The 25,309-nt window shown below is 71.7% G+C and carries 22 protein-coding genes; 9 read left to right on the plus strand and 13 right to left on the minus strand.

The genetic code is table 11. The features are described 5' to 3' along the window. The first annotated feature begins 196 nt into the window (after positions 1-196). Genes GA0070558_RS04195 through GA0070558_RS04210 form a run of 4 tightly spaced genes read left to right on the plus strand, consistent with a single transcriptional unit; the run spans position 197 to position 5,141 of the window. Complete coding sequence (locus GA0070558_RS04195) at positions 197-2,719, plus strand: putative bifunctional diguanylate cyclase/phosphodiesterase (RefSeq protein ID WP_176734098.1); 2,523 nt, start codon at positions 197-199, stop codon at positions 2,717-2,719. Further along, the gene (locus GA0070558_RS04200; protein ID WP_091275919.1) at positions 2,716-4,026 is read left to right on the plus strand and encodes a glycosyltransferase 87 family protein; all 1,311 of its coding nucleotides are present in this window, start codon (positions 2,716-2,718) and stop codon (positions 4,024-4,026) included. Before GA0070558_RS04195 ends, GA0070558_RS04200 begins: the two co-directional genes overlap by 4 nt. A gap of 58 nt (positions 4,027-4,084) precedes the next feature. Further along, positions 4,085-4,720, plus strand: coding sequence for a phosphoribosyltransferase (locus GA0070558_RS04205; RefSeq protein ID WP_091275923.1), 636 nt, complete (start codon positions 4,085-4,087; stop codon positions 4,718-4,720). Positions 4,721-4,742: 22 nt separating this feature from the next. Then, positions 4,743-5,141, plus strand: coding sequence for a TFIIB-type zinc ribbon-containing protein (locus tag GA0070558_RS04210; protein WP_091275929.1), 399 nt, complete (start codon positions 4,743-4,745; stop codon positions 5,139-5,141). 244 nt (positions 5,142-5,385) lie between these two features. Here the strand turns inward: GA0070558_RS04210 and GA0070558_RS04215 are convergent, their stop codons facing one another. After that, positions 5,386-6,315: a sigma-70 region 4 domain-containing protein gene (locus GA0070558_RS04215; protein WP_091275932.1), complete on the minus strand. Its 930-nt coding sequence runs from the start codon at positions 6,313-6,315 to the stop codon at positions 5,386-5,388. Further along, positions 6,312-8,531, minus strand: coding sequence for a replicative DNA helicase (gene dnaB, locus GA0070558_RS04220; RefSeq protein WP_218106961.1), 2,220 nt, complete (start codon positions 8,529-8,531; stop codon positions 6,312-6,314). Before dnaB ends, GA0070558_RS04215 begins: the two co-directional genes overlap by 4 nt. Positions 8,532-8,931: 400 nt before the next feature. Between dnaB and GA0070558_RS33260 the strand changes: the two genes are divergently transcribed. Next, positions 8,932-10,722, plus strand: a complete 1,791-nt coding sequence (locus tag GA0070558_RS33260) for a hypothetical protein (RefSeq protein WP_091275936.1) — start codon at positions 8,932-8,934, stop codon at positions 10,720-10,722. A gap of 220 nt (positions 10,723-10,942) precedes the next feature. On the opposite strand, the gene rplI is transcribed toward GA0070558_RS33260, so the two are convergent. From rplI to rpsF, 4 genes are all read right to left on the minus strand, one after another. Continuing rightward, complete coding sequence (gene rplI, locus GA0070558_RS04230) at positions 10,943-11,389, minus strand: 50S ribosomal protein L9 (protein WP_077935333.1); 447 nt, start codon at positions 11,387-11,389, stop codon at positions 10,943-10,945. A 14-nt stretch (positions 11,390-11,403) separates the two neighbouring features. After that, the gene (gene rpsR / locus GA0070558_RS04235; protein ID WP_007073789.1) at positions 11,404-11,643 is read right to left on the minus strand and encodes a 30S ribosomal protein S18; all 240 of its coding nucleotides are present in this window, start codon (positions 11,641-11,643) and stop codon (positions 11,404-11,406) included. Between the two features lie 41 nt (positions 11,644-11,684). Continuing rightward, on the minus strand, positions 11,685-12,215 hold the full coding sequence (locus GA0070558_RS04240; protein ID WP_176734099.1) for a single-stranded DNA-binding protein: 531 nt from the start codon (positions 12,213-12,215) through the stop codon (positions 11,685-11,687). 79 nt (positions 12,216-12,294) lie between these two features. Then, positions 12,295-12,585 (minus strand): 30S ribosomal protein S6, encoded by a 291-nt coding sequence (rpsF, locus tag GA0070558_RS04245; protein WP_043960965.1) that lies wholly within the window; start codon positions 12,583-12,585, stop codon positions 12,295-12,297. A gap of 585 nt (positions 12,586-13,170) precedes the next feature. Between rpsF and GA0070558_RS04250 the strand changes: the two genes are divergently transcribed. Both GA0070558_RS04250 and GA0070558_RS04255 read left to right on the plus strand, forming a co-directional pair. After that, positions 13,171-13,962 (plus strand): deoxyribonuclease IV, encoded by a 792-nt coding sequence (locus tag GA0070558_RS04250; RefSeq protein ID WP_091275939.1) that lies wholly within the window; start codon positions 13,171-13,173, stop codon positions 13,960-13,962. Further along, positions 13,959-16,064, plus strand: a complete 2,106-nt coding sequence (locus GA0070558_RS04255) for a hypothetical protein (RefSeq protein WP_256091761.1) — start codon at positions 13,959-13,961, stop codon at positions 16,062-16,064. The genes GA0070558_RS04250 and GA0070558_RS04255 overlap by 4 nt, the downstream gene beginning before the upstream one ends. Positions 16,065-16,139: 75 nt before the next feature. On the opposite strand, the gene GA0070558_RS04260 is transcribed toward GA0070558_RS04255, so the two are convergent. The 4 genes from GA0070558_RS04260 to GA0070558_RS04275 all read right to left on the minus strand — a co-directional run bounded on the left by GA0070558_RS04260 (position 16,140) and on the right by GA0070558_RS04275 (position 21,915). Then, positions 16,140-17,654 (minus strand): glycosyltransferase family 87 protein, encoded by a 1,515-nt coding sequence (locus GA0070558_RS04260; RefSeq protein WP_091275942.1) that lies wholly within the window; start codon positions 17,652-17,654, stop codon positions 16,140-16,142. Positions 17,655-17,725: 71 nt separating this feature from the next. Beyond that, the gene (locus tag GA0070558_RS04265) at positions 17,726-18,052 is read right to left on the minus strand and encodes a hypothetical protein (RefSeq protein WP_141722159.1); all 327 of its coding nucleotides are present in this window, start codon (positions 18,050-18,052) and stop codon (positions 17,726-17,728) included. Positions 18,053-18,367: 315 nt separating this feature from the next. Further along, a complete protein-coding gene (locus tag GA0070558_RS04270) occupies positions 18,368-21,250 on the minus strand; it encodes a transglycosylase domain-containing protein (protein ID WP_091275950.1) in 2,883 nt (960 codons plus the stop codon). Positions 21,251-21,441: 191 nt separating this feature from the next. Further along, entirely contained in the window at positions 21,442-21,915 is a 474-nt protein-coding gene (locus tag GA0070558_RS04275) for a DUF5318 domain-containing protein (RefSeq protein ID WP_091275953.1), read from the minus strand. Between the two features lie 175 nt (positions 21,916-22,090). On the opposite strand from GA0070558_RS04275, the gene GA0070558_RS04280 reads away from it, so the two are divergent. Beyond that, positions 22,091-22,729 carry a PadR family transcriptional regulator gene (locus GA0070558_RS04280; RefSeq protein WP_043960972.1) on the plus strand — a complete coding sequence of 213 codons (639 nt, stop codon included), beginning with the start codon at positions 22,091-22,093 and terminating at the stop codon, positions 22,727-22,729. A gap of 23 nt (positions 22,730-22,752) precedes the next feature. Next, on the plus strand, positions 22,753-23,832 hold the full coding sequence (locus tag GA0070558_RS04285) for an inositol-3-phosphate synthase (protein ID WP_091275956.1): 1,080 nt from the start codon (positions 22,753-22,755) through the stop codon (positions 23,830-23,832). Positions 23,833-23,854: 22 nt separating this feature from the next. Here GA0070558_RS04285 and GA0070558_RS04290 read toward each other — a convergent pair whose 3' ends face one another. From GA0070558_RS04290 to GA0070558_RS04300, 3 genes are all read right to left on the minus strand, one after another. Further along, positions 23,855-24,286: a hypothetical protein gene (locus tag GA0070558_RS04290; RefSeq protein WP_091275958.1), complete on the minus strand. Its 432-nt coding sequence runs from the start codon at positions 24,284-24,286 to the stop codon at positions 23,855-23,857. Beyond that, on the minus strand, positions 24,283-24,489 hold the full coding sequence (locus GA0070558_RS04295; protein WP_141722160.1) for a ribbon-helix-helix protein, CopG family: 207 nt from the start codon (positions 24,487-24,489) through the stop codon (positions 24,283-24,285). Before GA0070558_RS04295 ends, GA0070558_RS04290 begins: the two co-directional genes overlap by 4 nt. Before the next feature lie 128 nt (positions 24,490-24,617). Then, positions 24,618-24,851 carry a hypothetical protein gene (locus tag GA0070558_RS04300; protein WP_091276260.1) on the minus strand — a complete coding sequence of 78 codons (234 nt, stop codon included), beginning with the start codon at positions 24,849-24,851 and terminating at the stop codon, positions 24,618-24,620. Positions 24,852-25,309: the final 458 nt, after the last annotated feature.

Here is a 25,309-nt window from a genome sequence, read left to right on the forward strand (position 1 = left end):
TATTGCGCATACCGACATTTATCAGTACAGAATTGGACGGGACCGGCCTTAAGCTTTCCTCCGTCAGACAGGAACGGCAGAAAGGCTGGGGGCTGTGATGAAGTCGCACGAGTGGAGTTGAGAGCACTTCTCGGAGCGGATAAAGGCCAGTACCCTGAGGAACGCATAGCCATCGGTGACAACGCGAGGACGATGGGTGGCCGCTCCGACGAATCGACGGACCGAGACCGATCGGCGACTCCAGTCGCTAGTCGGTCTCGTCGTCGTTTGTGCGTCCGCCGCCCTCGTCGTCTCCACCGACCAACTCCTGGCCGGGAGCGACCCCGGCAACCTGGCACTCTGGGCGGCGCTCGTCTCGCTGGTCGCCATCGGGGTCACGGTGAAGGTCCGGGTCCGGATCAGAGCCACCAACCACGACATCGCCTGGACCGAGACCGCCATCCTCATCGGCCTGGCCGTCGCCTCAACCCCCATGGTGGTCCTCGCCACCGCCCTCGGCATCGCGATCACCACCTGGCTGGACCGGAAGACCACGCTCAAGACGCTGTTCGGCATCGGCAAGAACACGCTGGTCGCCGCCGTCGCGGGGGCGACCCTGCACGCCGCCGGCTGGCGCACCGGTGACGACCTGATCGTCCATCTCGTCCTGCCGCTCTCCGTCGCCTACCTGGCGGCCGTGGTCCTCGACGAGCTGGTCACCCTCCCGGTCATCGCGATGGCGACCGGCGAGCGGCTGCGGGACCTGTTCCGGGAGGACTGGGGCCTGCGGGCCGCCACCGCCGCCGCCCGGCTCCTGGTGATCATCGGCACCGTCTTCATCCTCCGGGCCGACAGCCGCCTCCTGCTCGCCGTCCCGCCCCTGGTGCTGAGCCTGCACCTGCTCTACAGCAACCGGGTCCGCACCCGCACCGAGCAGCAGGCGTGGCAGCGCCTGGCCCGCACCACCGACGCGCTCAACGTCGTCGACCTCGACAAGGTCCTCACCACCGCCGTCACCCAGGCCGCCGAGCTGTTCTCCGCCGACGAGGTGGAGATCTTCCTGCGCGGGACGGGCCGGACGGTCCGCGGCTCCGCCGGCACCCTCACCTACGACGGGCCGACCGGCCCCGGCGGCACGGCCCACGGGTCGGTGATCTCCGCCCGCCTGGAAGGGCACGACCGCACCGTCGACGTCGGCACGCTCCGCCTGCGGTTCCACGGCCCCGTCCAGTTCTCCGAACGCGAGCAGTACACCCTGCGCACCTTCACCTCGGCGCTGTGCACCGCCGTCCGCAACGCCCAGGCGTACGCCGAGCTGGCCCGCGTCGCCGACGAGCACGCGTACGCGGCGACCCACGACACCCTCACCGGCCTGGCCAACCGGCGGCACCTGCTGGACCAGGGCAGCGAACAGCTCAACGCCCGGCACGCCGACGGGGTGACCGCGCTCGTGCTGATCGACCTCAACCACTTCAAGGAGGTCAACGACACCCTCGGCCACGCCGCCGGCGACCAGGTGCTCCTGCAGGTCGCCGACCGGCTGCGCGGCGCCGCCCAGGGCGGCGACCTGGTGTCCCGCCTCGGCGGCGACGAGTTCGCCGTGCTCCTGCGCGGCCTGCCCGCCCCGGCGGTGGCCGCGCACCGCACCGAGGCCCTGCTCGCCGCGCTGCACGAGCCCCTCGACGTCGACGGCATGCGGATCAGCGTGGAGGCCAGCGGCGGCATCGCGATCGCGCCGGCCAGCGGCGGAATGCCGGAGCTGCTGCGCCGCGCCGACGTCGCGATGTACCAGGCGAAGCGCGCCGGCCAGCGGATCGCCACCTACGCGCCAGCCCGGGACACCGCCGACCTCGGCCGGCTCACCCTCGGCGGTGAGCTGCCCCGGGCGGTCGCCGACCAGGAGTTCACCGTCAACTTCCAGCCCATCGTCGACCTCGGCACCGGCGAGGTGACCAGCGCGGAGGCGCTGGCCCGCTGGCACCACCCGGTGCACGGCATCATCGACCCGCTGCGCTTCCTGGAGGCCGTCGAGCGCTCCGGCCTGCTCCCCGCGTTCGCCGAGGCGATCCTCGACCAGGCGCTCATCGCCGCCAACAGTTGGCGCGACGCCGGCTTCGACCTGCCCGTGGCGGTCAACGTGTCGCCGCGCAGCCTGCTCGACGCCCGCTTCCCCGGCTCCGTGCTGGCCCGGCTGCGCGCCCACGACCTGCCGCCGGACCGGCTGGTCCTGGAGCTGACCGAGACGCTGACCCTCAGCCAGCTCGACGTGGTCGACCGGGTGCTCAGCCGGCTGCGCGACGAGGGCGTCCGGCTGGCCCTGGACGACTTCGGCACCGGCTACTCGTCGCTGTCCCTGCTCTCCCGCATCCCCGTCCACGAGCTCAAGATCGACCGCAGCTTCGTGTCGGCCATGGAGGGGTCGGCCGAGGCCGCCGCCGTCATCCGGTCCACCCTCGACCTCGGCCGCAGCCTCGGGCTCACCGTCGTCGCCGAGGGGGTGGAGAGCGAACCGCAGCGCCGCGCCCTCTGGGAGCTGGGCTGCACCGCCGGGCAGGGCCACCTCTTCGGCCGGCCGGTGCCGGCCGGCACGCTCCTGTCCACCCTGCACCGCGGCTTCGGCGGTCGCACCGGCACCCTCGCCCCGCCGCTGCACGACGCGGGCACCGTGGTCCGGCTCCCCGCCGGGCGGCGGCAGGGCAGCCGCGGCCGGGGAGAGCGTCTGCCACACTTGCCCGCGTGACCGCCGCCGCCGACCGGGCCACCCGCGCACCCGCACTGTGGCGCAGGATCGACCGGGCCGCCGGTGGGCTCGCCCTCGACCTCGGCCTCTACGGTGCGTCCGCCGCGTTCGCGGCGGTCACCGCCGGCACCTCCACCCTCCCGCCGCACCGCGCCTGGGGCACCGTCGCCGCGTTCGGCTACCTGCTCGCCGCGCTCGCCGTCGCCGGCCAACTCGCCGCCCGCCGCCGGGACCCTGCCACGCCGCTCGCCGCCCTGCCGGCCCGCTGGGCGGTCACCGGGCTGGCCTGGGTCACCACCACGCTGCTGCCGCTGCTGGCGCAGAGCGCGCAGCGGGCCGCCGGCCGCACCGACCGGGCGCAGGAGGAGGTGGTCGTCGTCGAGCACAGCGGCAACCGCCTCGTCGAGACCGGCACGCCCTACCTCGGGCACGACGCGATCGCCGCGCTCCCCGCCGACGAGCGGCTGCTCGGCTACACCCCGTACCAGCCGGGCATGGCCCTGTTCGGCCTGCCGCGCGCCGTCGCGGACGGCTGGTGGACGGACGCCCGGGTCTGGTTCGCCGTCGCCACCGCGCTGCTCCTCGCCCTGGCGGTGGCCGCCCTGCGCACCGGAGCCCCGGCCGCCCTCGGCGGCCCGGCGGGCGACGGCGACCGGGCGGCGGCCGTGCTGCGCGGGATCCAGGCGGCGACCGTGCTGCCGGTCTGCGCCCTCACCCTCGCCACCGGCGGCGACGACCTGCCGGTGCTCGCCGCCTGCCTGCTGGCCCTCGCCCTCGCCGCCAGCGGGCGGCCGGGCCGCGCCGGCCTCGCGATCGGCGTGGCGGGCGCGTTGAAGCTCTTCGCCTGGCCGGTCGCCCTCGTGCTGATCGCCTGGGCGGCCACCCACCGCTGCGCCGGGCGGCTCGCCGCCGGCGCGCTCGGCGTGCCGGCGCTCGCCCTGCTCCCCGCCCTGCTCGTCGACCGCGACGCGCTGGTCGAGAACGTGCTGCGCTTCCCGCTCGGCCACGGCCTGGTGACCAGCCCGGCGCAGTCCCCGTTCCCCGGTCACCTCATCGCCACCGCCCTGCCCGCCGGCCGGGTCGTCGCCGCCGCGCTGCTCGTCGCCGCCGGGGCCGCGATCGCCGTCCGGCTCCTGCGCCGCCCGCCCCGCACGGCCGCCGCAGCCGCCCTGATCTGCGGGTACGGGCTGCTCGCGGCGATCCTGCTGATGCCCACCACCCGCTTCGGTTACCTGCTCTACCCGGTGGCCCTGCTCGCCTGGGCACCCGCCCTGGCCCGCCCCGAGCCGGGCCCCGCCGCCCCCTGACCGGGGGGCTTCGCCCCGACGGCCCGCGCGGTCGACCGGCACGGCGTACACCTGAGGTATGACGAAGACCTTCCACGACCGGGAAGACGCCGGCCGGGTCCTCGCCGACCGGCTCGCCGGCCTCGTCGGGCACTCCGACGTCACCGTGCTCGGGCTCGTCCGGGGCGGCGTGCCCGTGGCCCGGGTGGTCGCCGAATGGCTCGGCGTCCCCCTCGACGTGCTGGTGGTCCGCAAGCTCGGCCTGCCCCTGGCCCCCGAGGTCGCCTTCGGCGCGCTCGGCCCCAACGGCGTGCGGGTGCTCAACGAGACGGTGGCCGCCCGGCTCGACGCCGGGGAGGTGGCCGAGGTGCAGCGCCGTGAGCAGGCGGAACTGGAACGCCGCGAGCAGCGCTACCGGGCCGGGCGCCCCCCGCTCGACCTGACCGGCCGCACCGCCGTCGTCGTCGACGACGGCCTGGCCACCGGGGCGACCGCTCGCGCCGCCGTCCAGGTGGCCCGGCACCTCGGCGCCCGCCGGGTGGTCGTCGCGGTGCCCGTCGGCTCGCAGCAGGCGTACGAGATGCTCGCCGCCGAGGCCGACGAGGTCGTCTGCGCCGAGCGGCCTGCCGACTTCGGCGCGGTCGGCGCCTACTACTTCGACTTCCACGAGGTGTCCGACGACGAGGTGACCAACGCGCTAGCGGCGATCGGGTGACCTGACCGGGTACCTTCGGGTAATGCAGCTCACCTGTCCCAAGTGTCACGGAGACATGCGCCAGTACGAGCGCAGCGGAGTCGTCATCGACCAGTGCGGCGAATGTCGGGGGATCTTCCTCGACCGCGGCGAACTGGAGAAGCTGTTCGAGGCCGAGGCGAACTGGAACCGGCAGCAGTCGGCGGGCGCCCCGAACCAGGCCCGGCCGGCGCAGGCGCCCGGCGCATACCCGCCGCCTCCACCTCCCGCCCCCCAGCCGGGCTACGGCGCGGTGCCCCCGCCCCCGCCGCCGCCCCCGACGCACGGCTACCCGCCGCCCGCCCCCGCGTACGGCGGGCACGCCCAGCCGCACTACGGCTACCACGGCCACTACCGCCGTAAGAAGCACCACGGCGGCTTCCTCGGCGAACTCTTCGACTGACCCGTTCAGGCGACCGCCGTGTCGGCGGCGTGGGGGGCAGATCCGATCCCGGTGAGCGCCCCACGTCGCCGACCTGCCGTTCACCGCCCGGCGTGCGAGGCTGCCGTCAGACGGCCGTTTCATCCCCCGAGGCGCTGGCGCAGGCGTGCGCGGGGATCACCGTGTCGTGACCCCGCTCCGCCGAACACGCCCGTCCGACGATTCCAAGAAGCCCCCTGCTCATTACACAGCGGCGATTCGCCGCTCACTCACTCCGGGATCTTCCGTCCAAAATCCGGGCAGCCATCTCCGCCTTACGATGAAGCGCCAATCTTGCATCCTCGTACAGTAGGCGGATTATCCTTTCAGCCCCTCCGCGAGTTGTGCCAACCGTGTAGATCGCCTTATGGGGTCGCACGGAGAGACGGCTCAACCCTCGCAACAGGACAAATTCCGTGAACGGTTCGAGGATTCGGCGCGATCCGACCAACCTAAACTGAGCCAAGGGACCCCGTGCCGTTTGATAGATTCCGATCGAACCGTCCCCATCAACCACACCCCGCCAGAAGTCACGGGATTCAACCAGACGCTGATCAACACCTCCCTGATACCTGCCGAGCTCGATGAGACGATCCGCCAGTCGAGCCGACCGAACGGAGAACTGGCACGATCCATGCGTGATGCTGGGTCCGGAGATGCTGGCGGTGGAGCCGAGAAACTCACGCAGGGCGACCAGGTGCCTGCGGTCGCGCTCAGCAAGTCCCACCGAGACTTGAGGCAAGTAGCCAGGACGGTATCCCACCGACCCGTCAGCAAAGATAAACCCAATCCAGTAACAAGCATCCGGGTTCAGGTAGTCGAAAGCATCGTGTCGAAGCGCATGCACAACCTTGCGAAGTAATACATTGCGGCGAACCAGCAGCCCTCGCACGGCAGGCTCACTCACACCGAAAGCAGCTGCAATATTCGCAATTGAAGAGCCGTCCAGGTACCGTTGGACGACCTCACTTCGCTGAGCCTCACTGAGCTTGCCGACCACCCGGGGCGGCACGCCCCGGCGCCGGAGAATCCCTCGCACCGCCTGCCGGCTTATGCCATAGCACTCGGCCAGGCTTGTGAGACTCTCACCCGAAGCCGCCCTATTGACCAACTCGACCTTCTGCGACTCGGTCAGGCGGACAATCAACTCGGTCACACTATAGCCATATCAACGAATCGCGAGAGGTGCAACTGAGCAGCAACAGTAATGGTGTCCGTAGGACCATTCCTGTGCTTAGCAACAATCAGGTCCGCCTCCCCGGCGCGCGGCGACTCCTTGTCGTAGTAGTCGTCCCGGTGCAAAAGTATTACTACGTCAGCATCTTGTTCAATTGACCCAGATTCGCGCAGATCGGACAGCTGCGGTCGTTTGTCCGTACGCTGTTCCGGGCCACGGTTCAGCTGGCTCACCGCGATCACCGGGCACTCGACCTCCTTGGCCAGCAGCTTGAGGCCACGGGACAGGTCCGCGACCTCCTGCTGCCGGCTCTCGGTGCGCTTCGGCGACGTCATGAGCTGGAGATAGTCGACGACGATCAGCTTCAGGTCGTGCTTCTGCTTGAGCCGACGCGCCTTCGCCCGGATCTCCATCAGGTTCATGCTCGGCGTGTCGTCGACGAAGAGCGGCGCCTCGCTGATCTCACCCATGCAGCGGGCCAGCTTGGTCCAGTCGTCGTCGGAGAGCTGGCCGCTGCGCAGCACGTGCAGCGGGACGCGGGCCTCCGCCGAGAGCAGTCGCATGACGATCTCGACCTTGCTCATTTCCAGCGAGAAGATCGCCGACGCCTGGTTGGCCCGGATGGCCGCGTTCCGGGCGAAGTCCATGCTCGCGGTGCTGTTGTGCGTCGGGATCATGGACCGGCCGGCCAGGTAGAGGTGGTCCGGGTTGTCCACCGTCACGCAGCGGACCGGGACGCTCGGCACCGGCCGCACGTCGACGATGAACCGGGCGCGGGCGTCCGGGGCCGTCCGCCGCCGCGCGGCGTGCGCCGCCCGCCTGTCCGCCAGGCGGAAGACGGTGTCGGGCGTCGAGAAGTCCACGGTGTACGCGGCGGGCGAGCCCTCCCGTGCCGGCTGCTCGTCGACGGTGCACTGGTAGCCGAGGCCGACCACGAGTTCCCGGACGCAGCCGGTCAACCGACGGGAGGTCGAAACGTACCGGAGGGTCCCGTCGGGGCGCACCGTCCCGGCGGCGTCCATCAGGCCCGCGAGCAGTTCCCGGCGCTGGTCCTCCGACGCGCGGAGGTACTCCGGCGGGAGGTGCGGCTCGGCGCTGCCCTCGCCGACGCCCACCCCGAGGGGGTACGGCGCGACGGCGAGATCCCGCTCGGGCAGCCGCAGCGGCGCGCAGTTGTCGACGGCGTGGCGGGGTTGCCGGCCCGCCGCGTCGGTGTGCAGCGTGGCGGCGATCCGGGCGGTCGTCACCGCGTCCTGGGCGGCGGTGGTCCGCCACAGGTGCTCGGCGTCGGCCACGACGACCGAGCCGTCGGAGAACTCGACCTCGTAGCAGGGGCGGTCGTGCCGCACCTCGAAGGCGGCCGTGACGGTGGTCGGGGTGCCGTCCGCGGCGAGAAGCCGATCACCGACCGTCACCTCGCCCATCGTGGTCCAGCCGTCGGGGGTGGGCAGCGGGGTGTCGAGCGCGAGCGCCTTGCCCAGACCGGGCCGGCCGGCCACGATGATCAGCTGGCCGGGGTGCAGGCCGTTGAGCAGCCGGTCGAGGTCGGTGAAGCCGGTCGGCACGCCGGTCATGACGCCGCCCTGGGCGCCCACCGCCTCGATCTCGTCGAGGGTCGGCTGGAGCATGTCCGCGAGGATGGCGAAGTCCTCGCTGACCCGGCGCTCGGTGATCTCGTAGACCGCCTGCTGCGCGAGGTCGACGATGTCGTCGACGTCGCGGCTGCCGTTGTTGCCGGTGCCGTACCCGAGCTGCACGATCTTGGTGCCGGCCTCGACGAGGCGGCGGAGCACGGCCCGCTCCCCGACAATGCGGGCGTAGTAGGCGGCGTTGGCGGCGGTGGGGACCGTCGCGATGAGGGTGTGCAGGTAGGGCGCGCCGCCGATGCGGGCGAGGTCGCCCGAGTCGGCCAGGGCGGCGGCCACCGTGATCGCGTCGGCGGGCTCGCCCCGGCCGTAGATGTCGAGGATGGCGTCGAAGATCGTGGCGTGCACCGGTCGGTAGAAGTCGGTGGACTTCAGGATCTCGACGACGTCGGCGATGGCGTCCTTGGACAGCAGCATGCCGCCGAGGACGCACTGCTCCGCGGCGACGTCCTGGGGTGGGGTCTTCTCGAACTGGCCGTCCCGCTGCGCGGGTGCCGGTGGCTGGCCGCCGCCCCGTGGTTCCGTCCGCATGTCGTCGGTGACCGACACGGGATCCCCCCTCCGCTGCGTCGGCATGGACTACCGCTCCGCCGCCGGGCACGACGACGTCCGATCGGACCGGTCGGGTCGATCGGGGGGTCATCGCACCGTCGGCCGAGAGGCAACCATACGGAACCCGAGGTCAGCGACTCAACCAGGCCGGTGGACGAGCCTTGGGACAACCTGTGGACGCCGGTGGACAACATGTGCGCAGGGTGTGCACAGGTTGTGGATAACTGTTGGGGAATTCTGGCGCGAAACGCCGTGACCTGCACGAACGTCGTCCCCACCCTGTGGAGGAGAAATTTCTGGTGAGCTTCCCGGGCGCTTCGTCCCGTACTATCTCCTGCAAACGGCTACACCTGGACAGCGGATTGCACTTTCGGTTCAGAAGGGTCACGCTCCGGCCGTGAGACACCGGGACTGGGGACGCGGGGAGGGCAGCCCGCGCGAGTGGCAGGCGAGCCGCCCGTGGGACGCCTCCGGCGACCAGCCTCCGGTCGACCCGCCCAGCTCGGCCGTCGAGCGCTACCGCACCCCGAGCCGCCGCCGGGCCGCGCGCCGTGGTCAGCAGGAGCCGGTCGAGACCTACCTGCCGCGGTGGGCGCTGGACTCGGGTGTCGAGCGGGCCGACGGCGGGGGTCGACACGCGGCCCCCGACGACGATGACGACGACGTCCGGCCCCGCTCGGGCTCGGGCTGGCGCACCACCGAGACGACCACCAGTTGGCGGCGCGTCAGCGAGACGACGTGGCGGGACGTGCCCGCGATCGAGGCGGCCCCCGAGCGGGAGCGGCCCGGTGGCTGGCGCGACGTGCCCGCGATCGGCGCGGCCCCCGAGCGGGAGCGGCCCGGCGGATGGCGGGACGTGCCGGCGATCGGCGCGGCCCCGGAACCCGAGCGGCCCGGTGGCTGGCGCGACGAGGCTTCCCGCAACGAGGGTTACGTGGGCAGCAGGCGGGCCGACGAGGACGATCCGGTGTCGGGCGCGGCGCGGGCGGCCCGCCCCCGTCGGTCGTCGTCGCGCCGTCCCCAGGTGGTCTGGTCGGGCCTGGAGGACGTGGGCACCGCGACCGGCGCGGACGCGACGGAGGGCGAAGGGCGGCGGACCCGCCGCAGCCGCCGGGCGGGCGCGGATTCCTGGTCCGCCCGACCGGCCGTGGATCCGTGGGAGCGGGGCTCCGCGGACGCGCCGGAGACCAGCGGCGAGGCGCCGTCCTATCAGCCGGCGGTGGACCCGTGGGACGCCTCCGGCGTGCACGCGTGGGACCGGTCGGCGGTCGAGAGCCGGTGGGAGTCACCCGACGGCGCGGCCCGCTGGGACCAGACCGGCGAGATCGGCGACATCGGGCGGTGGGACCGCACCGGGGAGACCGGGCGGTGGGAGGAGACCGGGGACGTCGGCCGGTGGGACCAGACCGGGGAGATCGGCCGCTGGGACCGGGCCGGGGAGACCGGGCGGCGGGAACGGTCGACCACCGAGACGGGGCAGTGGGGCCGGGTCGACGACGGGCAGCGGTGGGATCGGGCGGTGGAGCCCCGGTCCGGGGACGGCTCGATCGAGGGATGGTCCTGGCCGGAGCACGTGGAGGGGTTCTGGTCGGGCACCCGGCTCGCGGGCGACGATCCCCGGTGGATGGACGCGCCGGCGTCCGCGCCGCGGTCACCGGTGGTGCCGTACACCGCCCCCCGGCCGCGGTCGGCGCCACGGCGCCGGGCGGAGCCGGCCCGGCGGAGGGGCGAGCCGGTCGGCGGCGCGCGGACGGTGGACGTGCCGTCCCGTCGGCGGGCGGAGTCGGCACCCGCCAGGTCCTGGAGCCGTCGTCTCGAGGACGACCTGCTCGACCCGGATCCGGGCGGGCCGTTCCGGCCGTTGGTCTACACGGCGGCGTGCTATCTGCTGCCGGCCGTGCTGGTCTTCGTCTGGCTGCTGACGCTGGACGGGCAGGTGCCGGCCGGCTGCGTGACGGACATCAGCGGTGGCGGCTGCGACTCGCCACGGTCGCACGCCCTCGGCTCGCTGGTGAACGGGGCACCCCGGTTCGGCCTGGCGCTGGCCAGCAGCCTCCTGGTCGCGCTGCTGCTGCGGCGCGTCGGCACGACATGGCGGTCGGCGACGGTGGCGCTGGCGGCAGCCGTCGTCGGCGGCGGGCTGTCGACGGTGATGATCAGCGCGGTGACCGGCCAGCCCATCGGCTGACCGAGGCCGCACGCGGCCCTCGGCGACACTCCGCCGCAGAGCGGGCCGTTCGTCTGCTCACGCTCGCCGGGTCGAGCCGGTCCGGGCGCGGCCCGCCGGTCCTGGTGGGCCGGTCTGGTCCGCCTGCGTCCGCCGGCCGAGCGGGATCGTCCACCCGTCGAAGGCGGAAGGGCCCGCACCGGCGATCCGGTGCGGGCCCTTCGCGTGGTGCTGTCGGGTGTCAGCCCTGGACGACGTTCAGGTCGAACTTGGCGGTCACCTCGGGGTGCAGCCTGATGCTGACCGGGTACGCGCCGAGCGACTTGATGTGGCCGGACGTCTCCAGCCGACGACGGTCGAGGGCCGGGCCGCCGGCCGCCTTGACGGCGTCGACGATCTCGGCCGGGGTGACCGAGCCGAAGAGCCGCCCGCCGTCGCCGGCGCGGGCCTTCAGGCTGACCTTGAGGCCCTCGAGCTGGGCCTTGACCTCGTTGGCGTGGCCGAGGTCGCGGATCTCGCGGGCCGAGCGGGCCCGCTTGATGACCGTGACCTGCTTCTCCGCGCCCTTGGTCCAGGCGATCGCGAAGCCCTGCGGGAGCAGGTAGTTACGGCCGTAGCCGTTCTTGACCTCGACGATGTCGCCCGGGGCACCGAGGCCGGACACCTCCTGAGTCAGGATGATCTTCATATCGGTGCCTCCTCTCAGCGGGCCGTGGCCGTGTACGGCAGGAGCGCCATCTCGCGGGCGTTCTTGACCGCGCGGGCGATCTGCCGCTGCTGCTGCGAGGTCACGCCGGTCACCCGCCGAGCGCGGATCTTGCCGCGGTCGGAGATGAACTTGCGCAGCAGCGCGGTGTCCTTGTAATCGATGTACGTGATCCCGTCCTTGTCGAGCGGGTTCACCTTCTTCTTAGGTTTGCGAAGTGCAGCGGCCTTGGCCATTGCTCGGGCTCCTGGTTTGCGATCGCGGGCGCTCGGCGCCATTAGAACGGAGGCTCCTCGTCGAAGTTGCCGCCACCCGAACCACCGCGCGAGGGAGCCGGCGCAGCCGAGGCCCAGGGGTCGTCGAAGTTGCCTCCGCCGCCGCCCTGGTTGCCACCACCGCCACCGCCGAAGCCGCCGCCACCGGAGCGGGACATCTTCTGCACCTTCGCCGTGGCGTAGCGCAGGGACGGGCCGATCTCGTCGACCTCCAGCTCGATGACGGTGCGCTTCTCACCCTCGCGGGTCTCGTAGGACCGCTGACGCAGCCGGCCCGACACGATCACGCGGGCACCGCGCTGCAGCGACTCGGCGACGTGCTCGGCGGCCTGCCGCCAGACCGTGCACGCGAGGAACAGCGGCTCGCCGTCCTTCCACTCGCCGGACGCCTTGTCCATGAACCGGGGCGTCGAGGCGACCCGGAACTTGGCGACCGCGGCCCCCGAAGGGGTGAAACGCAACTCGGGGTCATCGGTCAGATTGCCGATGACCGTGATGGTGGTGTCTCCTGCCATGACCATCTCCTCGCGCACTCATCGTTCGCCGTACAGGCTCTCAGGGCCCTACGACAACCTCGATGAGGCTGATCCGGGTGGTGAACCGGGTGGACTGTTAGCGCGTCTCCGGCCGGATGACCTTGGTGCGCAGCACTGACTCGTTGAGCCGCAGCTGACGATCCAGCTCGGCCACCGCCGCAGGCGTGGCCTGCAGGTCGACGACAGCGTAGATGCCCTCGGCCTTCTTGTTGATCTCGTACGCGAGGCGCCGGCGGCCCCATACGTCGGTCTTCTCGACCGAGCCACCCGCGGTCCGGATCACGTTCAGGTACGTGTCGAGCGACGGGGCGACGGTGCGCTCCTCGAGGCTGGGGTCGAGGATCACCATGATCTCGTAATGACGCAAGACGTGCTCACCTCCTGTGGGCTAGGCGGCCACGGTCCTTCCGTGGCAGGAGGTCTGGCGTCGTGACCGCTCCGGACCGGGGGAACCCGGCCGGACGCGGACAACCGGACCAGGATACCCGGCCCGGACGATCATGCCCGGGCAGGTCGACGTCGGCGGTTCCCGCGCCGCCGCCGGGACGCGACCCGGCAGCGGGCAGGGGCGCGCATACGGAAACCGGGGGCCGGGCCGACGACGCGCGTCGACCCTGGCCCCCGGTCACGAGGCCGCGGGGCGTCCCGTCCGCATTCCTTGGGTGGGACCTGGGGAGGAACGACCACACCGATGAGGTTGGACCGAAACGCCCCGCGGAGCTTCTTGTGTTGTTATCCGACCGTACAACGATTTCGTCACGTGTGGAGATAATCAGCACTTTTGCCCGATGAGCGGCAGAAGGCCCGTCGTCGATCCCACCCGGACCAACGACCGGCGGGCCGGCCGGGTGACGACCGGTCGACCCGCCGACCGACACCGCGACCCGACCGACACCGCGACCCGGCCGCTCCGTCGCCCCGCACGTCGGTGCCTCGACGTAGGCTCGCCTGCATGCGTATCGGAGCCCACGTCGATTCCGCCGACCCGCTGTCCGAGGCCACCGCCCGAGCCGCCGACGCCGTGCAGTTCTTCCTCTCCGATCCGCAGGGCTGGAAGGCCCCGAAACCCAGGGAGGACGCCGACCGGTTGCGCGCCGCCGAGGTCGACCTCTACGTCCATGCGCCGTACGTCATCAACGTGGCGACGCTGAACAACCGGATTCGCATCCCGAGCCGGAAGCTGCTGCTCGGCCACGCCACGGCGGCTGCGGAGATCGGCGCGAAGGGCCTGATCGTGCACGGCGGGCACGTCAACGCGGGCGACGACCTGGCGGTCGGGTTCGACAACTGGCGCAAGACCTTCGCGTACGCGGCGGACGCCGGGGGCTTCGCCCTGCCGGTGCTGATCGAGAACACCGCAGGTGGGGACAACGCCTGCGCCCGACGCCTCGACGCGCTGGCCCGGCTCTGGGACGCGCTCGGCGACTACGAGGTGGGCTTCTGCCTCGACACCTGCCACGCGCACGCCGGGGGTGAGGAGCTGCTCGACCTGGTCGACCGCGTGAAGGCGATCACCGGGCGGATCGACCTGGTGCACGCCAACAACTCGAAGGACACGTTCGGTTCGGGGCGGGACAGGCACGACAACCTCGACGGCGGCACCATCGATCCGGAGCTGGTGGTGGCCGTGATCCGCGCGGCGGGCGCCCCGGCGATCGTGGAGACCCCCGGCGGCGTGGACGGTCAGGGTGCGGACATCACCTTCCTACGCGACCGACTCGCCGTGGGGAGCCCGACCGCATGACGACCGAGCAGTCCGGTGCCACGGACGAGGCCACCGCCGCGACGAAGCCGACCACGGCCGGCGTCCCCGCGGCGGACGCGGCCGGGCCGGACGCCACCGGCACGGAGCCGGCCGCGGGCGAGACAGCCGGGACCGAGCCGGCCGTCGGCGAGACCACCGGGAAGGCCACCAACTCCGGCGACCAGGACGCCCGAAAGGACGGCGAGCCCGGGAAGGACGGCGGCACCGAGGACGCCGGCAGCGCGAAGGGCGGCGGCACCGACGCCGACGCCAGCGGTTCCAGGGACGGCGACGGCACGAAGGACGACAGCAGCGGCAAGGAGGGCGGGAAGCCGGACCGCTGGGAGGCGTTCGCCCCCGCCCCGGAGCCGGTGCCGGGTCGACTGCGGCGCGGGCTGCGCGCGGTCGGCCGTTTCGGCGTCCACGAGTGGACCCTGGCCGTGCTGGGCTCGCTGGCGCTGGCGGTCGCGCTCACCTGGCCGACGCTGCGCTACCCGCGCCACACGCTGCCGCAGGACTACTGGGACCCGAGCCTCCAGACCTGGCAGATGGCCTGGTCGGGGCACATCCTGCTGACCAACCCGGCGCAGCTGTGGCACTCCAACACGTTCTTCCCGGAGCCGTGGAGCTTCGCCTTCTCCGACACCCTGCTCGGGTACGCCCCGGCCGGCATGATCGGCACCGGTCCCGAGGCGGCCCTGCTCCGCTACAACATCATGTTCGTGCTGGCCCACGCGCTCGCCACGCTCGGGGCGTACGCGCTGGCGCGGCAGCTCGGGGCGGGACGCGCGGGCGCGGCGGTGGCCGGGGTCGGCTACGCGTACGCCCCCTGGCTGCTCGCCCAGGCGGGGCACCTGCACATCATCTCCAACGGCGGCATCCCGCTGGCGCTGGCCATGCTGGCCCGCGGGCACGGCTGGTCGCTGCGCGACGGCTACCGCCCCGAACGGCGGCACGCCGGGTGGGCGTACGCCGGGTGGGTGGTGGCCGCCTGGCAGCTCAGCCTGGGCTTCGGCATCGGGCTGCCGTTCGCGTACGTGCTGGCGGTGGTGACGCTCGTCGCCACCGTGACCTGGTTCGTCCGGCGCCGGTCGGTGCGGCGGCCGTTCGGGGTGCGGCTGCTCGTCGCCGACGTCGTCGGCGCGCTGCTCTTCGCGGGGGTGGGCGCCCTGCTGGCCGTCCCCTACTTCAAGGTCGCCGAGCTGCACCCGAACGCGGCCCGCACCCTCGACGACGTCGGCATCTACTCGCCGCCGCTTGCGGGCTTCTTCACCGCACCGGCCGAGTCCCGCGTCTGGGGCACGCTGCACGAGGGGGCGCGCGCCGGGTTGCCCTGGAACTCCCCGGAGATGACCCTGCTGCCCGGCTTCGTGCTCTACGCGCTGGCGGCGGGCGGGCTGTTCTTCTCGGTGTGGCGGCTGCGGCACCGGCTGCTGCTGCTCGCCGGGGTGGTGGTGACGGCGATCCTGGCCATGGGCACCCGGTTCTTCGGCGGCACCTTCACCTACGGTCTGCTGTTCGAGTATCTGCCGGGCTGGAACGGCCTGCGCACGCCGGGGCGGATGATGCTCTGGACGACGCTGCTGCTCGGGCTGCTCGCCGCCGGGGCGGTCAGCGCCTTCGCGATCCGGGTGCGCGAGTGGGCCGCCGAGCGGGTCCCGCCGTGGCCGGGCCCGTGGCTGCGGCTGGCCACCGTGCTGCCGCTGCTGCTGGTGATCGCCGAGGGCCTCAACGTCACCCCGCACCCGGTGGTGCCGGTCCAGCCCGCCGCGATGCGGTCGGTGGACGGCCCGCTGCTCGTGCTGCCCAGCGACCAGGGCCCGGACCAGTTGGTGATGCTGTGGTCGACCAGTCGGTTCCAGGACGTGGTCAACGGCGGCAGCGGCTTCACCCCGCAGCGGCAGACCGAGATCCGGAAGGCGACCGAGACGTTCCCGGACCAGGCGAGCGTGACCTACCTGCGTGCCCTGGGCGTACGCAACGTGGTGGTGCTGCGCGACCAGATCGCCGACACGCCGTGGGCCACCACGATCGACGCCCCGGTCGATGCGCTCGGCATCACCCGCGAGCAGGTCGACAACGCGGTGGTCTTCCGCCTCTGACGGCGGACCCGGCTGCCTCGCCGGGCCCGAGACGCGGCCGGCCCGGGCCGGAAGCCCGGGCCGTGCCGAGCGCCGTCAGGCCGCCGTCGGGGCGGGCACGGCGGCGGGCTCGCTGGGCTCGGGTCGCCGTCGCCACCGGTCCACCCAGGGCGCGTCCGGCGCGCCGTCGAGCACCCCGCCGTCGGGGTCGTCGGCGTAGGTGTCCCGCACCGCGTCGCGCTCGGGGTGCAGGATCTCCTTCACGACCAGCACGCAGAGCAGCGCGACGGTGCCCAGCCGCAGCGTCGCCGCCAGCACGAAGACCCCCTCGGGGAAGACCGGGCGGCTGGTCGCCGAGCCGAGCAGTTCCCCGTAGAAGGCGGCGAAGTAGCCGATCTCGGCGACCTGCCAGGCGATGAAGGCACCCCACTTGGGGCGGGCGAGGACGACCAGCGGCAGCAGCCAGAGGACGAACTGCTGCGACCAGACCTTGCTGAAGATGAGGAACGCGGCGACGACGAGGAAGGCGAGCTGCGCCAGCCGGGGCCGCTTCGGCGCACGCAGGGCCAGCACCGCGACGCCGAGGCAGGCCAGCCCGAACAGGGCGTACGAGAGCCAGTTCAGGGTGGGGATGTTGGCGTTGAGCCACTCGAAGGGCCCCATCGAGCCGGGGCCACCGGTGTTGACCTTGCCGTCGAGGTAGCGCCCGATGTACCAGAGCGTGCCCCAGTCGATGGGCCGGGTGGTGTTCAGCTCGAAGAAGCGGTCCCAGTTGTCGCGGTACGGCACGGCCGCCGGCAGGTTGACCGCGACGAGGGCGACGAGCGCCGTGCCGACGGCGGTGAGGCCGGCGCGGATCCGGTTGGCGCGCAGCGCGAGCACGAGGATCGGCCCGAGGACGAACAGCGGCCACATCTTGGCCGCGCCGGCCAGGCCGAGCAGCACCCCGGCCAGTGCCGGCCGGCTGCGGGCCCAGGCGAGGAAGCCGAACGCGGCCAGCCCGACGGCGAGCAGGTCCCAGTTGACGGTGGCGGTGAGGAACAGGGCCGGGGCCAGCGCGAAGAGGGCGGCGTCCCAGGGTCGTCGGCGGCGCAGGGCGAGGATGACCGCGACGGTCGCCACGGCGAGGGCGCTGAGCACCAGGGCGTTGGCGTTGTACGCCCACTGCCCCTGGTTGATCTCCGGGTTGTCGACGCCGAGGGCGTGCACCGGCAGCCCGAGGGCACCCATGAAGTAACCGGTCAACACCGGGTATTCGACGGGGTGGTCCCGGTAGGGCACCTTGCCCTCGTTGAGCCCCTCGGCGTAGTAGAGCGCCAGCACGTCGGTGTAGCACATCCGCGTGTACTGGATGTTGTTCTGCCACGCGCCGTCCTGACAGGGGGACTTCTGCACCCAGTGCAGGGCGAGGGTCAGGCAGGCCAGGGCCAGCACGATCCGGGCGGCCGTCCAGAACCGGCTCTCCCGGTCGGCGGGCCGGTCCAGCGCCACCGCGTGGTCGCCCAGCGGGCCACCGATCAGCTCGGATGCGCCACGGACGAACCCGTCCGACCGGGACGGGTGGTCACCGGGCCCGGCGTCGTCCATGTCTGCCGTCGACTGGGTGCTCATGGACAGGAATCATCCCGTACCGATGGCCCTCACGTCCCACCCTGGGCAAAACATTCCGGTACGCGAAACGGTCAGTCCTCCAGGGTGACGATCAGGTCAGGCGGGTTGAGCTGCCTGTCGAAGGACGCGGCGCAGGGGGTGTCCGCTATCTCGACCTGAGGGTCGGCGCCCACCACGCCCGACAGCCGGACGCAGAGCCGGGCGTGGACCACGGCCGCGACGTACCCGCCGCCGTTACCGGTGGCATCGTAGGCGACATCGACCTCAAGCCGGCCGCCCTGCGTGACGCGCTGCCCGAACACCATTCCGTAACGGTCGCCACCGGCCGCCGCCGCGAGACCGCTCAACCGCTTCTCGGTGCTCAGCGCCGCGAAGGGCGGATCGGTGAGCAGTTTCATATCCGCTTGCCGGGCGTTCAGGGCGCGCTCCCGGACCGAGGTGGTCGCCTCGTCTCTCGCCTGCTGCTCCGAGTCGAGGCCACAGCTGGTGAGGCAGAGCAGGGCGACGCCCGCGAGGAGAACCCTCCTCACGGACGCCGCCAGTCCACTCGGGTCACAGGCCCATCACACCGACGGTGACATGGTTCATCATCGATGCAGTTTGTGCTGAACCTGCCACGTCATGCTCCTATCGTCGAGGTGACCGGGAAACTGGGGTCATGCGAACGGCGGCCGGGCAACCAGCCCGACCGCCGTTCGCATCACATGCGCTGGCTACTCCCGGATGCGGGGCACGATGGTGGGCAGCAGGCCGCCGCCGGTGCCCCCCTCGTTGCCGGGCCCGGGGTTCGTCGGCGTGTCGGGGCCGCCGCCCGGGTTGTTGGGGTTATTCGGGTTGGTCGGGGTGTTGCCAGGGTTCTGGCAGAAGATGTCCAGCGGGTTGCACGCCGGCGGGTCCGGGGTGGGCGGCGGGGGCGGCGGGTCGCCGTTGCCCGCCTCCGGGTCGCCGATGTTCGCGGCTGGCGGGAAGCTCTTCTTCGGCTCGCCCTTGAGGGCGTCGTTCATGAACCGCTCCCAGATGCCGCCGGGCAGGTTCGCGCCGCTGACCCTGGTGCCGTCCTTCAGCTTCAGCGGCAGCCGCTTCTGCACGTTGCCCACCCAGACGGCCGTGGCGAGCTGCGGCGTGTAGCCGATCATCCAGGCGTCGCCGTTCTCCGAGCTGTCGGACTTGAGCTCCCAGGTGCCGGTCTTGGCGGTGGCCTCGCGGCCGTCGGCGAGCCGGTGGTTGACCTGGCCCGGGTATTCCTTCAGCACCGAGGTCACGTCGGCCACGACGTCCTTGTCGATCCGCCGCTTGGGGTCGAGCTTCTCGCTGCTGACCTTCTCCCACTTGCCGGTGGTCTCGTTCTGCTTCTCCACCGAGTAGAGGAAGTGGGCCTTGTTGTAAACGCCCTCGTTGGCGAACGTGGCGACGCCGTTAGCGTGGTCGAGGACCGTGATCGGGTATTGGCCGTAGCCGACGACGTGGAAGAACGGCGACGGCGCGATGTCCTTCGGGTCGGTCTTCGTCAGGTCGTACGCCTTGGCGGGGTCGGTGTCCGTGCGCCACATCGTGGTGACGCCGGCCTGCTTGGCCATGTCGATGACCTTGTCCGGCCCGATCTCCTGGGTGACGTGGTAGAACGGCACGTTCAGCGACTTGAGGGTGGAGACCTTCAGGGTGCAGGAGTTGCCACAGGACGGATTGTCGACGCCCGCGTTGCTGACCTTGAACTTCGTGCCCTCGGGGGTGAAGCCCCGGCCCTTCCAGCGCGACTCCAGCGCCTTGCCGGCCTTCAGCGCGGCGGCCAGGGTATAGATCTTGAAGCTCGACCCCGGCGAGTGGCCGCCGGTGACGGTGCCGTTGGGGTCGGTGTTCTTGCCGGCGAAGTCGGTGCCGGTGCCGTTGTCGCCGCCGTAGTAGGCGACGACGCGCCCGGTCTCCGGGTCGATGGCGACGACCGCCGCCATCAGGTTCTTGGGCTGGCCGGCGAGCTCCGAGCCCTTAGTCTTGCGCTGGGCGGCCTCGACCGCCGCCTTCTGGATCTTGGTGTCGATGGTGGTGCGGATGCGGTAGCCGCCGGCCATCAGCGCCTGCGAGCAGAGCGGCTTCTTGTCGGTGACGTCCGCCTCCTTGTCGACGCAGAGGCCCTTCTCGCGCATCTCGACCTTGACGTAGTTGATGACGTTGCCGTACGGCGTGTTCACGCCGAAGTCGATGCCGGCGCCGCCGTTCTTGGGGCTCTTGATGTTCTTCGGGTATTCGGTCGGACGCTCCGGCCTGCCGGGGGCGTTCAGCCAACCCTCCTCGACCATGCCATTGATGACGTAGTCCCAGCGGGACTTGGCGTCGACCGGGTTGACGGCCGGGTCGTACCCCTTGTGGGTCTCGCTGGCGACCGGCTGCTTGATCAGCGCGGCGAGCACCGCACCCTCGGCGACGGTCAGGCTCTTCGCCGGCTTGCCGAAGTAGGTCTGCGCCGCCGCCTCGATGCCGTACGCGCCCCGGCCGAAGTAGATCACGTTGAGGTAGTGCTGCATGATCTGCGGCTTGCCGTACTTGTCGTTCAGCTTGGAGGCGAGGATCGCCTCCTTGACCTTCCGGGCGTAGGTGTCGTCCTTCAGGTTGTCGTACGCGTTGCGGGCGTACTGCTGGGTGATCGTCGACGCGCCCTGCTTGTCGCCGCCGGAGACGTTGTTCCACGCGGCGCGGGCGATGCCCTTGTAGTCCACACCGGAGTGCCGGTAGAAGTTGCGGTCCTCGGCTGCGGCCACCGCGTCCTGCACGTGCTGCGGGATCTGGTCGATGGTGACCAGGGTGCGGTTCTGCTCGCCCACCTTGGCGATGATGGTCTTGTTGTCCATCGCGTAGAGCGTCGTCGCCTGCGGCGGCGTGGTGTCCTCGGGCAGCACGACGTTGGTCGAGTAGTAGGTGAAGCCGACCACGCCGATGCCGGCGAGCATGATAAAGACGGCGAAGCTGGCGATGAGGATGTTCGCCCGCCGGCGCTTGCGGGCCCGCGCCGACTTCGCCCGGCCATCGGGGCCCCGGCCGCCAGGGCCGCGGTCACCCCCGCCGGGCGGCGCGCCGATGCCGGAGGCCGGGGAGACGCTCGCGCGGGCAACGGAGGCGCGGCCGGCGGGGCCGCCGTACGAGGCGGCGCCCACGGACGCGGCGCCCACGCTCGCTCGTCCGGCGGAGCCGACACCGACCGAGGCCCGGCCCGCCGGGGAGACGGGTGCCGGGGAGACCGGCACCGAGGCGCGGCCCGGGGTGGCCCGGCCGGCTGCCGGCCCGCCCGGGGCCGGGGAAACGGGCACCGAGGCCCGGCCGGCCCCCGCGCGCCCGACCGAGGCAGAGCCCACCGAGGCGGAGCCGGCGGCGCCTGTGCCGCGCGGCGGCACCGCCGCCGAACCACCCACCGAGGCGCGGCCACCCGCAGCCTGGCCACGGGGCGGCACGGAGGCGCGGCCCGGCTGTGCCATACCCTCTGACCAGCTGCCGCGGGCGTCGTCGCCGCGACGGTACGCGTCGGCCGGGCCCGCACCCGGGTCGCCGTGGGCGCCCGGTATCTGGGCCCGCCCGCGCGAGGAGCTGGGATCGCCGTACGAGTTCATTCCTCACACCCTGCCGGTCGCGGTGGGACGCGATCGCGCCGCCACCGGTTTGCCGTGAGCTGAAACACAGGACGCCGCCGCCCGAACGAGTCGGGCCGAGGGCATCACTTCCGGATCAATCGGACCTATCGGTCCTGAGAGCTGTCGGCCGTCCCGCCTCCTCCACATCGGGCCAACCGAGTCAGCTGGGTTCACCGTTGCGCCTCTCGCCTCCGCCGAACGGCCGGGCCGGCACCCGGGGCCGTGGCGGCCGAAGCGTCAGCCGCGCCCTGGTCCGACCCGTTCTCCGCGCCGCCGGCCAGACCGTCCCGGCCCAGCAGGAACTGCTCGACGAGGTGGTTCCAGCTGCAGCCGAGGCACACCTCCACCACGAACACCTGGAACTCACGCAGCGTCATCGCCAGGACGGGCAACTCGGCAAGGGTACGCGCTTGCCCGGCGGACTGCTTGAGCTCGTCCCCGTAAATGTAGTGGACGTGGGTGAGGTTCTCGCTGCGGCAGATCGGGCAGCGCTCCTCGGTGGGTTCACCGTGGAAGCGGGCGGCGTTCTTCAGGTACGGCGACGCGTCGCAGACGTCGTACGTGCCCACCTGGCCGGCGAGAAGTTCACGCAGCACCGCCCGCTTCCGGAGCGAGTAGTCGACGACCTGGCGCTGCGTACGCATGCGGAGAAGGGTACGCGGTCCGGCGCGGCGAGGCGACCACCGTCACAATCGGTGACCCCGAGAATTCGGCGTGGGGGTTTGCCCTGATCCTTGGTGAGCGGCTAACGTGCGATGTATCGGTCCGATACATCGCGGTGGTTGAGTCTCCGCGTCGGGGGGTAAGAAGGGGTGGCCCGTGCTCGATCTCGCCATCCTCGGTCTCCTCCAGGAGTCCCCGATGCACGGCTACGAACTCCGCAAGGAGCTCGCGGCCAAGCTGGGTGCGATCCGCGCGGCGATCAGCTACGGCTCGCTCTACCCCACCCTGCGCCGACTGCAGGCGGCCGGGTGGATCACCGAGGCTGACGAGACGCCCGCCACCGCCGAGGAGGTCCCCGCACTGACCAGCCGCCGGGGGCGGGTGGTCTACAAGATCACTGCGGAGGGCAAGGAACGCTTCGCCCAGCTGATCGCGCAGGCCGGCCCCGAGACGTACGACGACACGGGCTTCGGCGTGCACTTCGCGTTCTTCGCCCGTACCGACCAGGCGACCCGGCTGCGCATCCTGGAGGGCCGCCGCCGCAAGATCGAGGAACGCCGCGAAGGGCTTCGCGACGTGCTGGGCCGGGCGGCCGAGCGCCTCGACGCGTACACCCTGGAACTTCAGCGCCACGGCCTCGACGCCTGTGAACGCGAGGTCCGCTGGCTGGAGGAGCTCATCGCCAACGAGCGCTCCGGCCGTGCCCCGACGGTCCCGGACACCGGGACGGCCGGCGGCCGACGAGATAACGACAGCCCGCCTCCGCCTGGAGAGTCCAGGAAAGAGCGGCCGTGATGAAGAAGAAGGAGGCAGACGCTATGGGCTCCGTCCGCGTCGCCATCGTCGGTGTGGGTAACTGCGCCTCGTCCCTCGTGCAGGGCGTGGAGTACTACCGCAACGCCGACCCGAACGACCGCGTCCCGGGTCTCATGCACGTCACCTTCGGCGACTACCACGTCTCGGACGTGGAGTTCGTCGCGGCGTTCGACGTCGACGCCAAGAAGGTGGGCATGGACCTCGCGGAGGCGATCGTCGCCAGCGAGAACAACACGATCAAGCTCTGCGACGTGCCGCCGACCGGCGTCAGCGTGCAGCGCGGCCCGACCTTCGACGGCCTGGGCCAGTACTACCGCGAGATCGTCGAGGAGTCGGACGCCGAGCCGGTCGACGTGGCCAAGGCGCTGCGCGACGCGCAGGTCGACGTCGTCGTCTCCTACCTGCCGGTCGGTTCCGAGCAGGCCGACAAGTTCTACGCCCAGGCCGCGATCGACGCCGGCTGCGCGTTCGTCAACGCCCTGCCGGTCTTCATCGCCTCCGACCCGGAGTGGGCGCAGAAGTTCACCGACGCGGGCCTGCCGATCGTCGGCGACGACATCAAGAGCCAGGTCGGCGCGACCATCGTGCACCGGGCCCTCGCGAAGCTGTTCGAGGACCGCGGGGTCGAGCTGCTGCGCACGTACCAGCTCAACTTCGGCGGCAACATGGACTTCATGAACATGCTGGAGCGCAACCGGCTGGTCTCGAAGAAGATCTCGAAGACCCAGTCGGTCACGTCCCAGATCCCGCACGAGATGCAGAAGAGCGACGTGCACATCGGCCCGTCGGACCACGTGCCGTGGCTCGACGACCGCAAGTGGGCCTACATCCGCCTGGAGGGCCGCTCCTTCGGCGACACCCCGCTCAACGCGGAGCTGAAGCTCGAGGTGTGGGACTCGCCGAACTCGGCGGGCGTCATCATCGACGCCGTCCGGGCCGCCAAGATCGCCCTGGACCGCAAGATCGGCGGCCCGATCCTGTCGGCCTCGTCGTACTTCATGAAGTCCCCCCCGGTGCAGTACGCCGACCACGACGCGCACGCCGCCGTCGAGTCCTTCATCAAGGGCGAGGTCGAGCGCTGACGCGGGCTGACCAACAGCACGATCACGGAGGGCCGGGTCCGTCGGGACCCGGCCCTCCGTGGTTCGTCCAGGCTGCCATCCCCAGGTACGGCGACAGCCGCAGCGCGATCTCGTCCACCGAGTCGACCTCGCCGCTGGCCATCGCATCGGTCAACGCCATCCGCTCCTTGGCTGGCATGTTGAGCACAAAGCCAGAACGCGCGATGAGGACCCGCATCGCCGCCCAGGCGAGCCCGGCGTTCCACATGTCGAGTGGTCGCCACATCATCACTCCGTGCAGAAGCGCAGCCGACCTGTCCAGCACGGTGGGGTAGACGGCACGCCCCAGCATCCGGGCGTGCGGACGGGCTGCGGCAGCCACCAGGATGCCGGGGTCCCGCACCCGACTCTGCGGGCCGGTGTGCTCCGACAGGAGAATCAGTAGGTCCTCCGGCTCGGGCCAGGGCTGGGTCACCGGTCTCCCAGCATCTCGAAGAACTCGGCGTCCTCCTCGAAGACCCGCCGGGCGGCCTGGCGAGTCCACTCGTCGCGCTCCTGGCGATCCAGGTACGCCTCGATGGCCACCTCGACGGTCTTGTGCATCGAGCGGTGCTCGGCTTCGGCCAGCTCACGGAGCCGCTGTTCCACTTCGGGCTTGAGCGTCAGAGTGAAGGCCATACCAGATTTGTATAGCCTGTCAGGGGTCACGTCAACCAAGCTGGGCACTGCTTCTCCTTACGCCGCGCATACCCGGCCGACGGGGAGGTCGGATGCGGCCGCACCGGGAGCGAGATGTGTAACAGTCGTCACGTACTCATCGCCCCTCGCCGGAGCCCGTCCGGGCGTACGAAGATCGTGCGGCGCTCGGTCGCCTCGCCCCTCGCGTCGAGCTGGTAGACGTCGAGCCAGCACCAGCCGTGATAGGTGACCATGTCGTCCCGCACCCGGATCACCCGAGCCACGATCGGCCGGCTGACGAACTGGACGCTGGCTGCCCCGGTCACGTGGACCACGTCCCCGGCCCTGGCCTCGGCACTCACGACCCGCACCGCCGCCACGCCCTGATCCGGGCCCGCGCCACCTCGACGGCGGGACAGCCACCCCCGTCGCGGCACGCCCGACACCGACGGTGCCGGTGGTGCTCCAACACCAGCCACGCGGCCCGCACCAGCACCGGCAGCTTCCGCCCGGTCACGACCCCGGCCAGTTCTCGTGCAGCCCCATTCGTGCGTACCCCTCGCCGGAGGGGCGGGCGCGGTCCGACACCGCCGCGAGGGGGATTCGCGGCGGGGTCCGCGCGCCCGCCCGGCTCGACGCCGGGAGATGCGCTGTCGGGTCAGCGCACCCCCCGGCAGACAACCGAAGCGGTACGCACAACGCACGCACGCCGTTGCCCGCTCGTGACGGGTGCGGCGTGGTAGACAGTCGGGGAGTCGTACCCCGGGACGCCATCCATCGCGATGTGTCTCCCGTTCGGCTCGTTCCCGGACCGGGGTGG

It is taken from the genome of Micromonospora haikouensis (genome assembly GCF_900091595.1).
Lineage (GTDB): Bacteria > Actinomycetota > Actinomycetes > Mycobacteriales > Micromonosporaceae > Micromonospora > Micromonospora haikouensis.

Excerpts from the sequence above, each read along its gene's own strand:
- GA0070558_RS04205 (WP_091275923.1), top strand. The coding sequence starts at position 4,085 with ATGACGAAGACCTTCCACGACCGGGAAGACGCCGGCCGGGTCCTCGCC.
- GA0070558_RS04210 (WP_091275929.1), top strand. The coding sequence starts at position 4,743 with ATGCAGCTCACCTGTCCCAAGTGTCACGGAGACATGCGCCAGTACGAG.
- rplI (WP_077935333.1), bottom strand. The coding sequence starts at position 11,389 with ATGAAGATCATCCTGACTCAGGAGGTGTCCGGCCTCGGTGCCCCGGGC.
- rpsR (WP_007073789.1), bottom strand. The coding sequence starts at position 11,643 with ATGGCCAAGGCCGCTGCACTTCGCAAACCTAAGAAGAAGGTGAACCCG.
- GA0070558_RS04250 (WP_091275939.1), top strand. The coding sequence starts at position 13,171 with ATGCGTATCGGAGCCCACGTCGATTCCGCCGACCCGCTGTCCGAGGCC.
- GA0070558_RS04255 (WP_256091761.1), top strand. The coding sequence starts at position 13,959 with ATGACGACCGAGCAGTCCGGTGCCACGGACGAGGCCACCGCCGCGACG.
- GA0070558_RS04260 (WP_091275942.1), bottom strand. The coding sequence starts at position 17,654 with ATGAGCACCCAGTCGACGGCAGACATGGACGACGCCGGGCCCGGTGAC.
- GA0070558_RS04265 (WP_141722159.1), bottom strand. The coding sequence starts at position 18,052 with ATGAAACTGCTCACCGATCCGCCCTTCGCGGCGCTGAGCACCGAGAAG.
- GA0070558_RS04270 (WP_091275950.1), bottom strand. The coding sequence starts at position 21,250 with ATGAACTCGTACGGCGATCCCAGCTCCTCGCGCGGGCGGGCCCAGATA.
- GA0070558_RS04275 (WP_091275953.1), bottom strand. The coding sequence starts at position 21,915 with ATGCGTACGCAGCGCCAGGTCGTCGACTACTCGCTCCGGAAGCGGGCG.
- GA0070558_RS04285 (WP_091275956.1), top strand. The coding sequence starts at position 22,753 with ATGGGCTCCGTCCGCGTCGCCATCGTCGGTGTGGGTAACTGCGCCTCG.
- GA0070558_RS04295 (WP_141722160.1), bottom strand. The coding sequence starts at position 24,489 with ATGGCCTTCACTCTGACGCTCAAGCCCGAAGTGGAACAGCGGCTCCGT.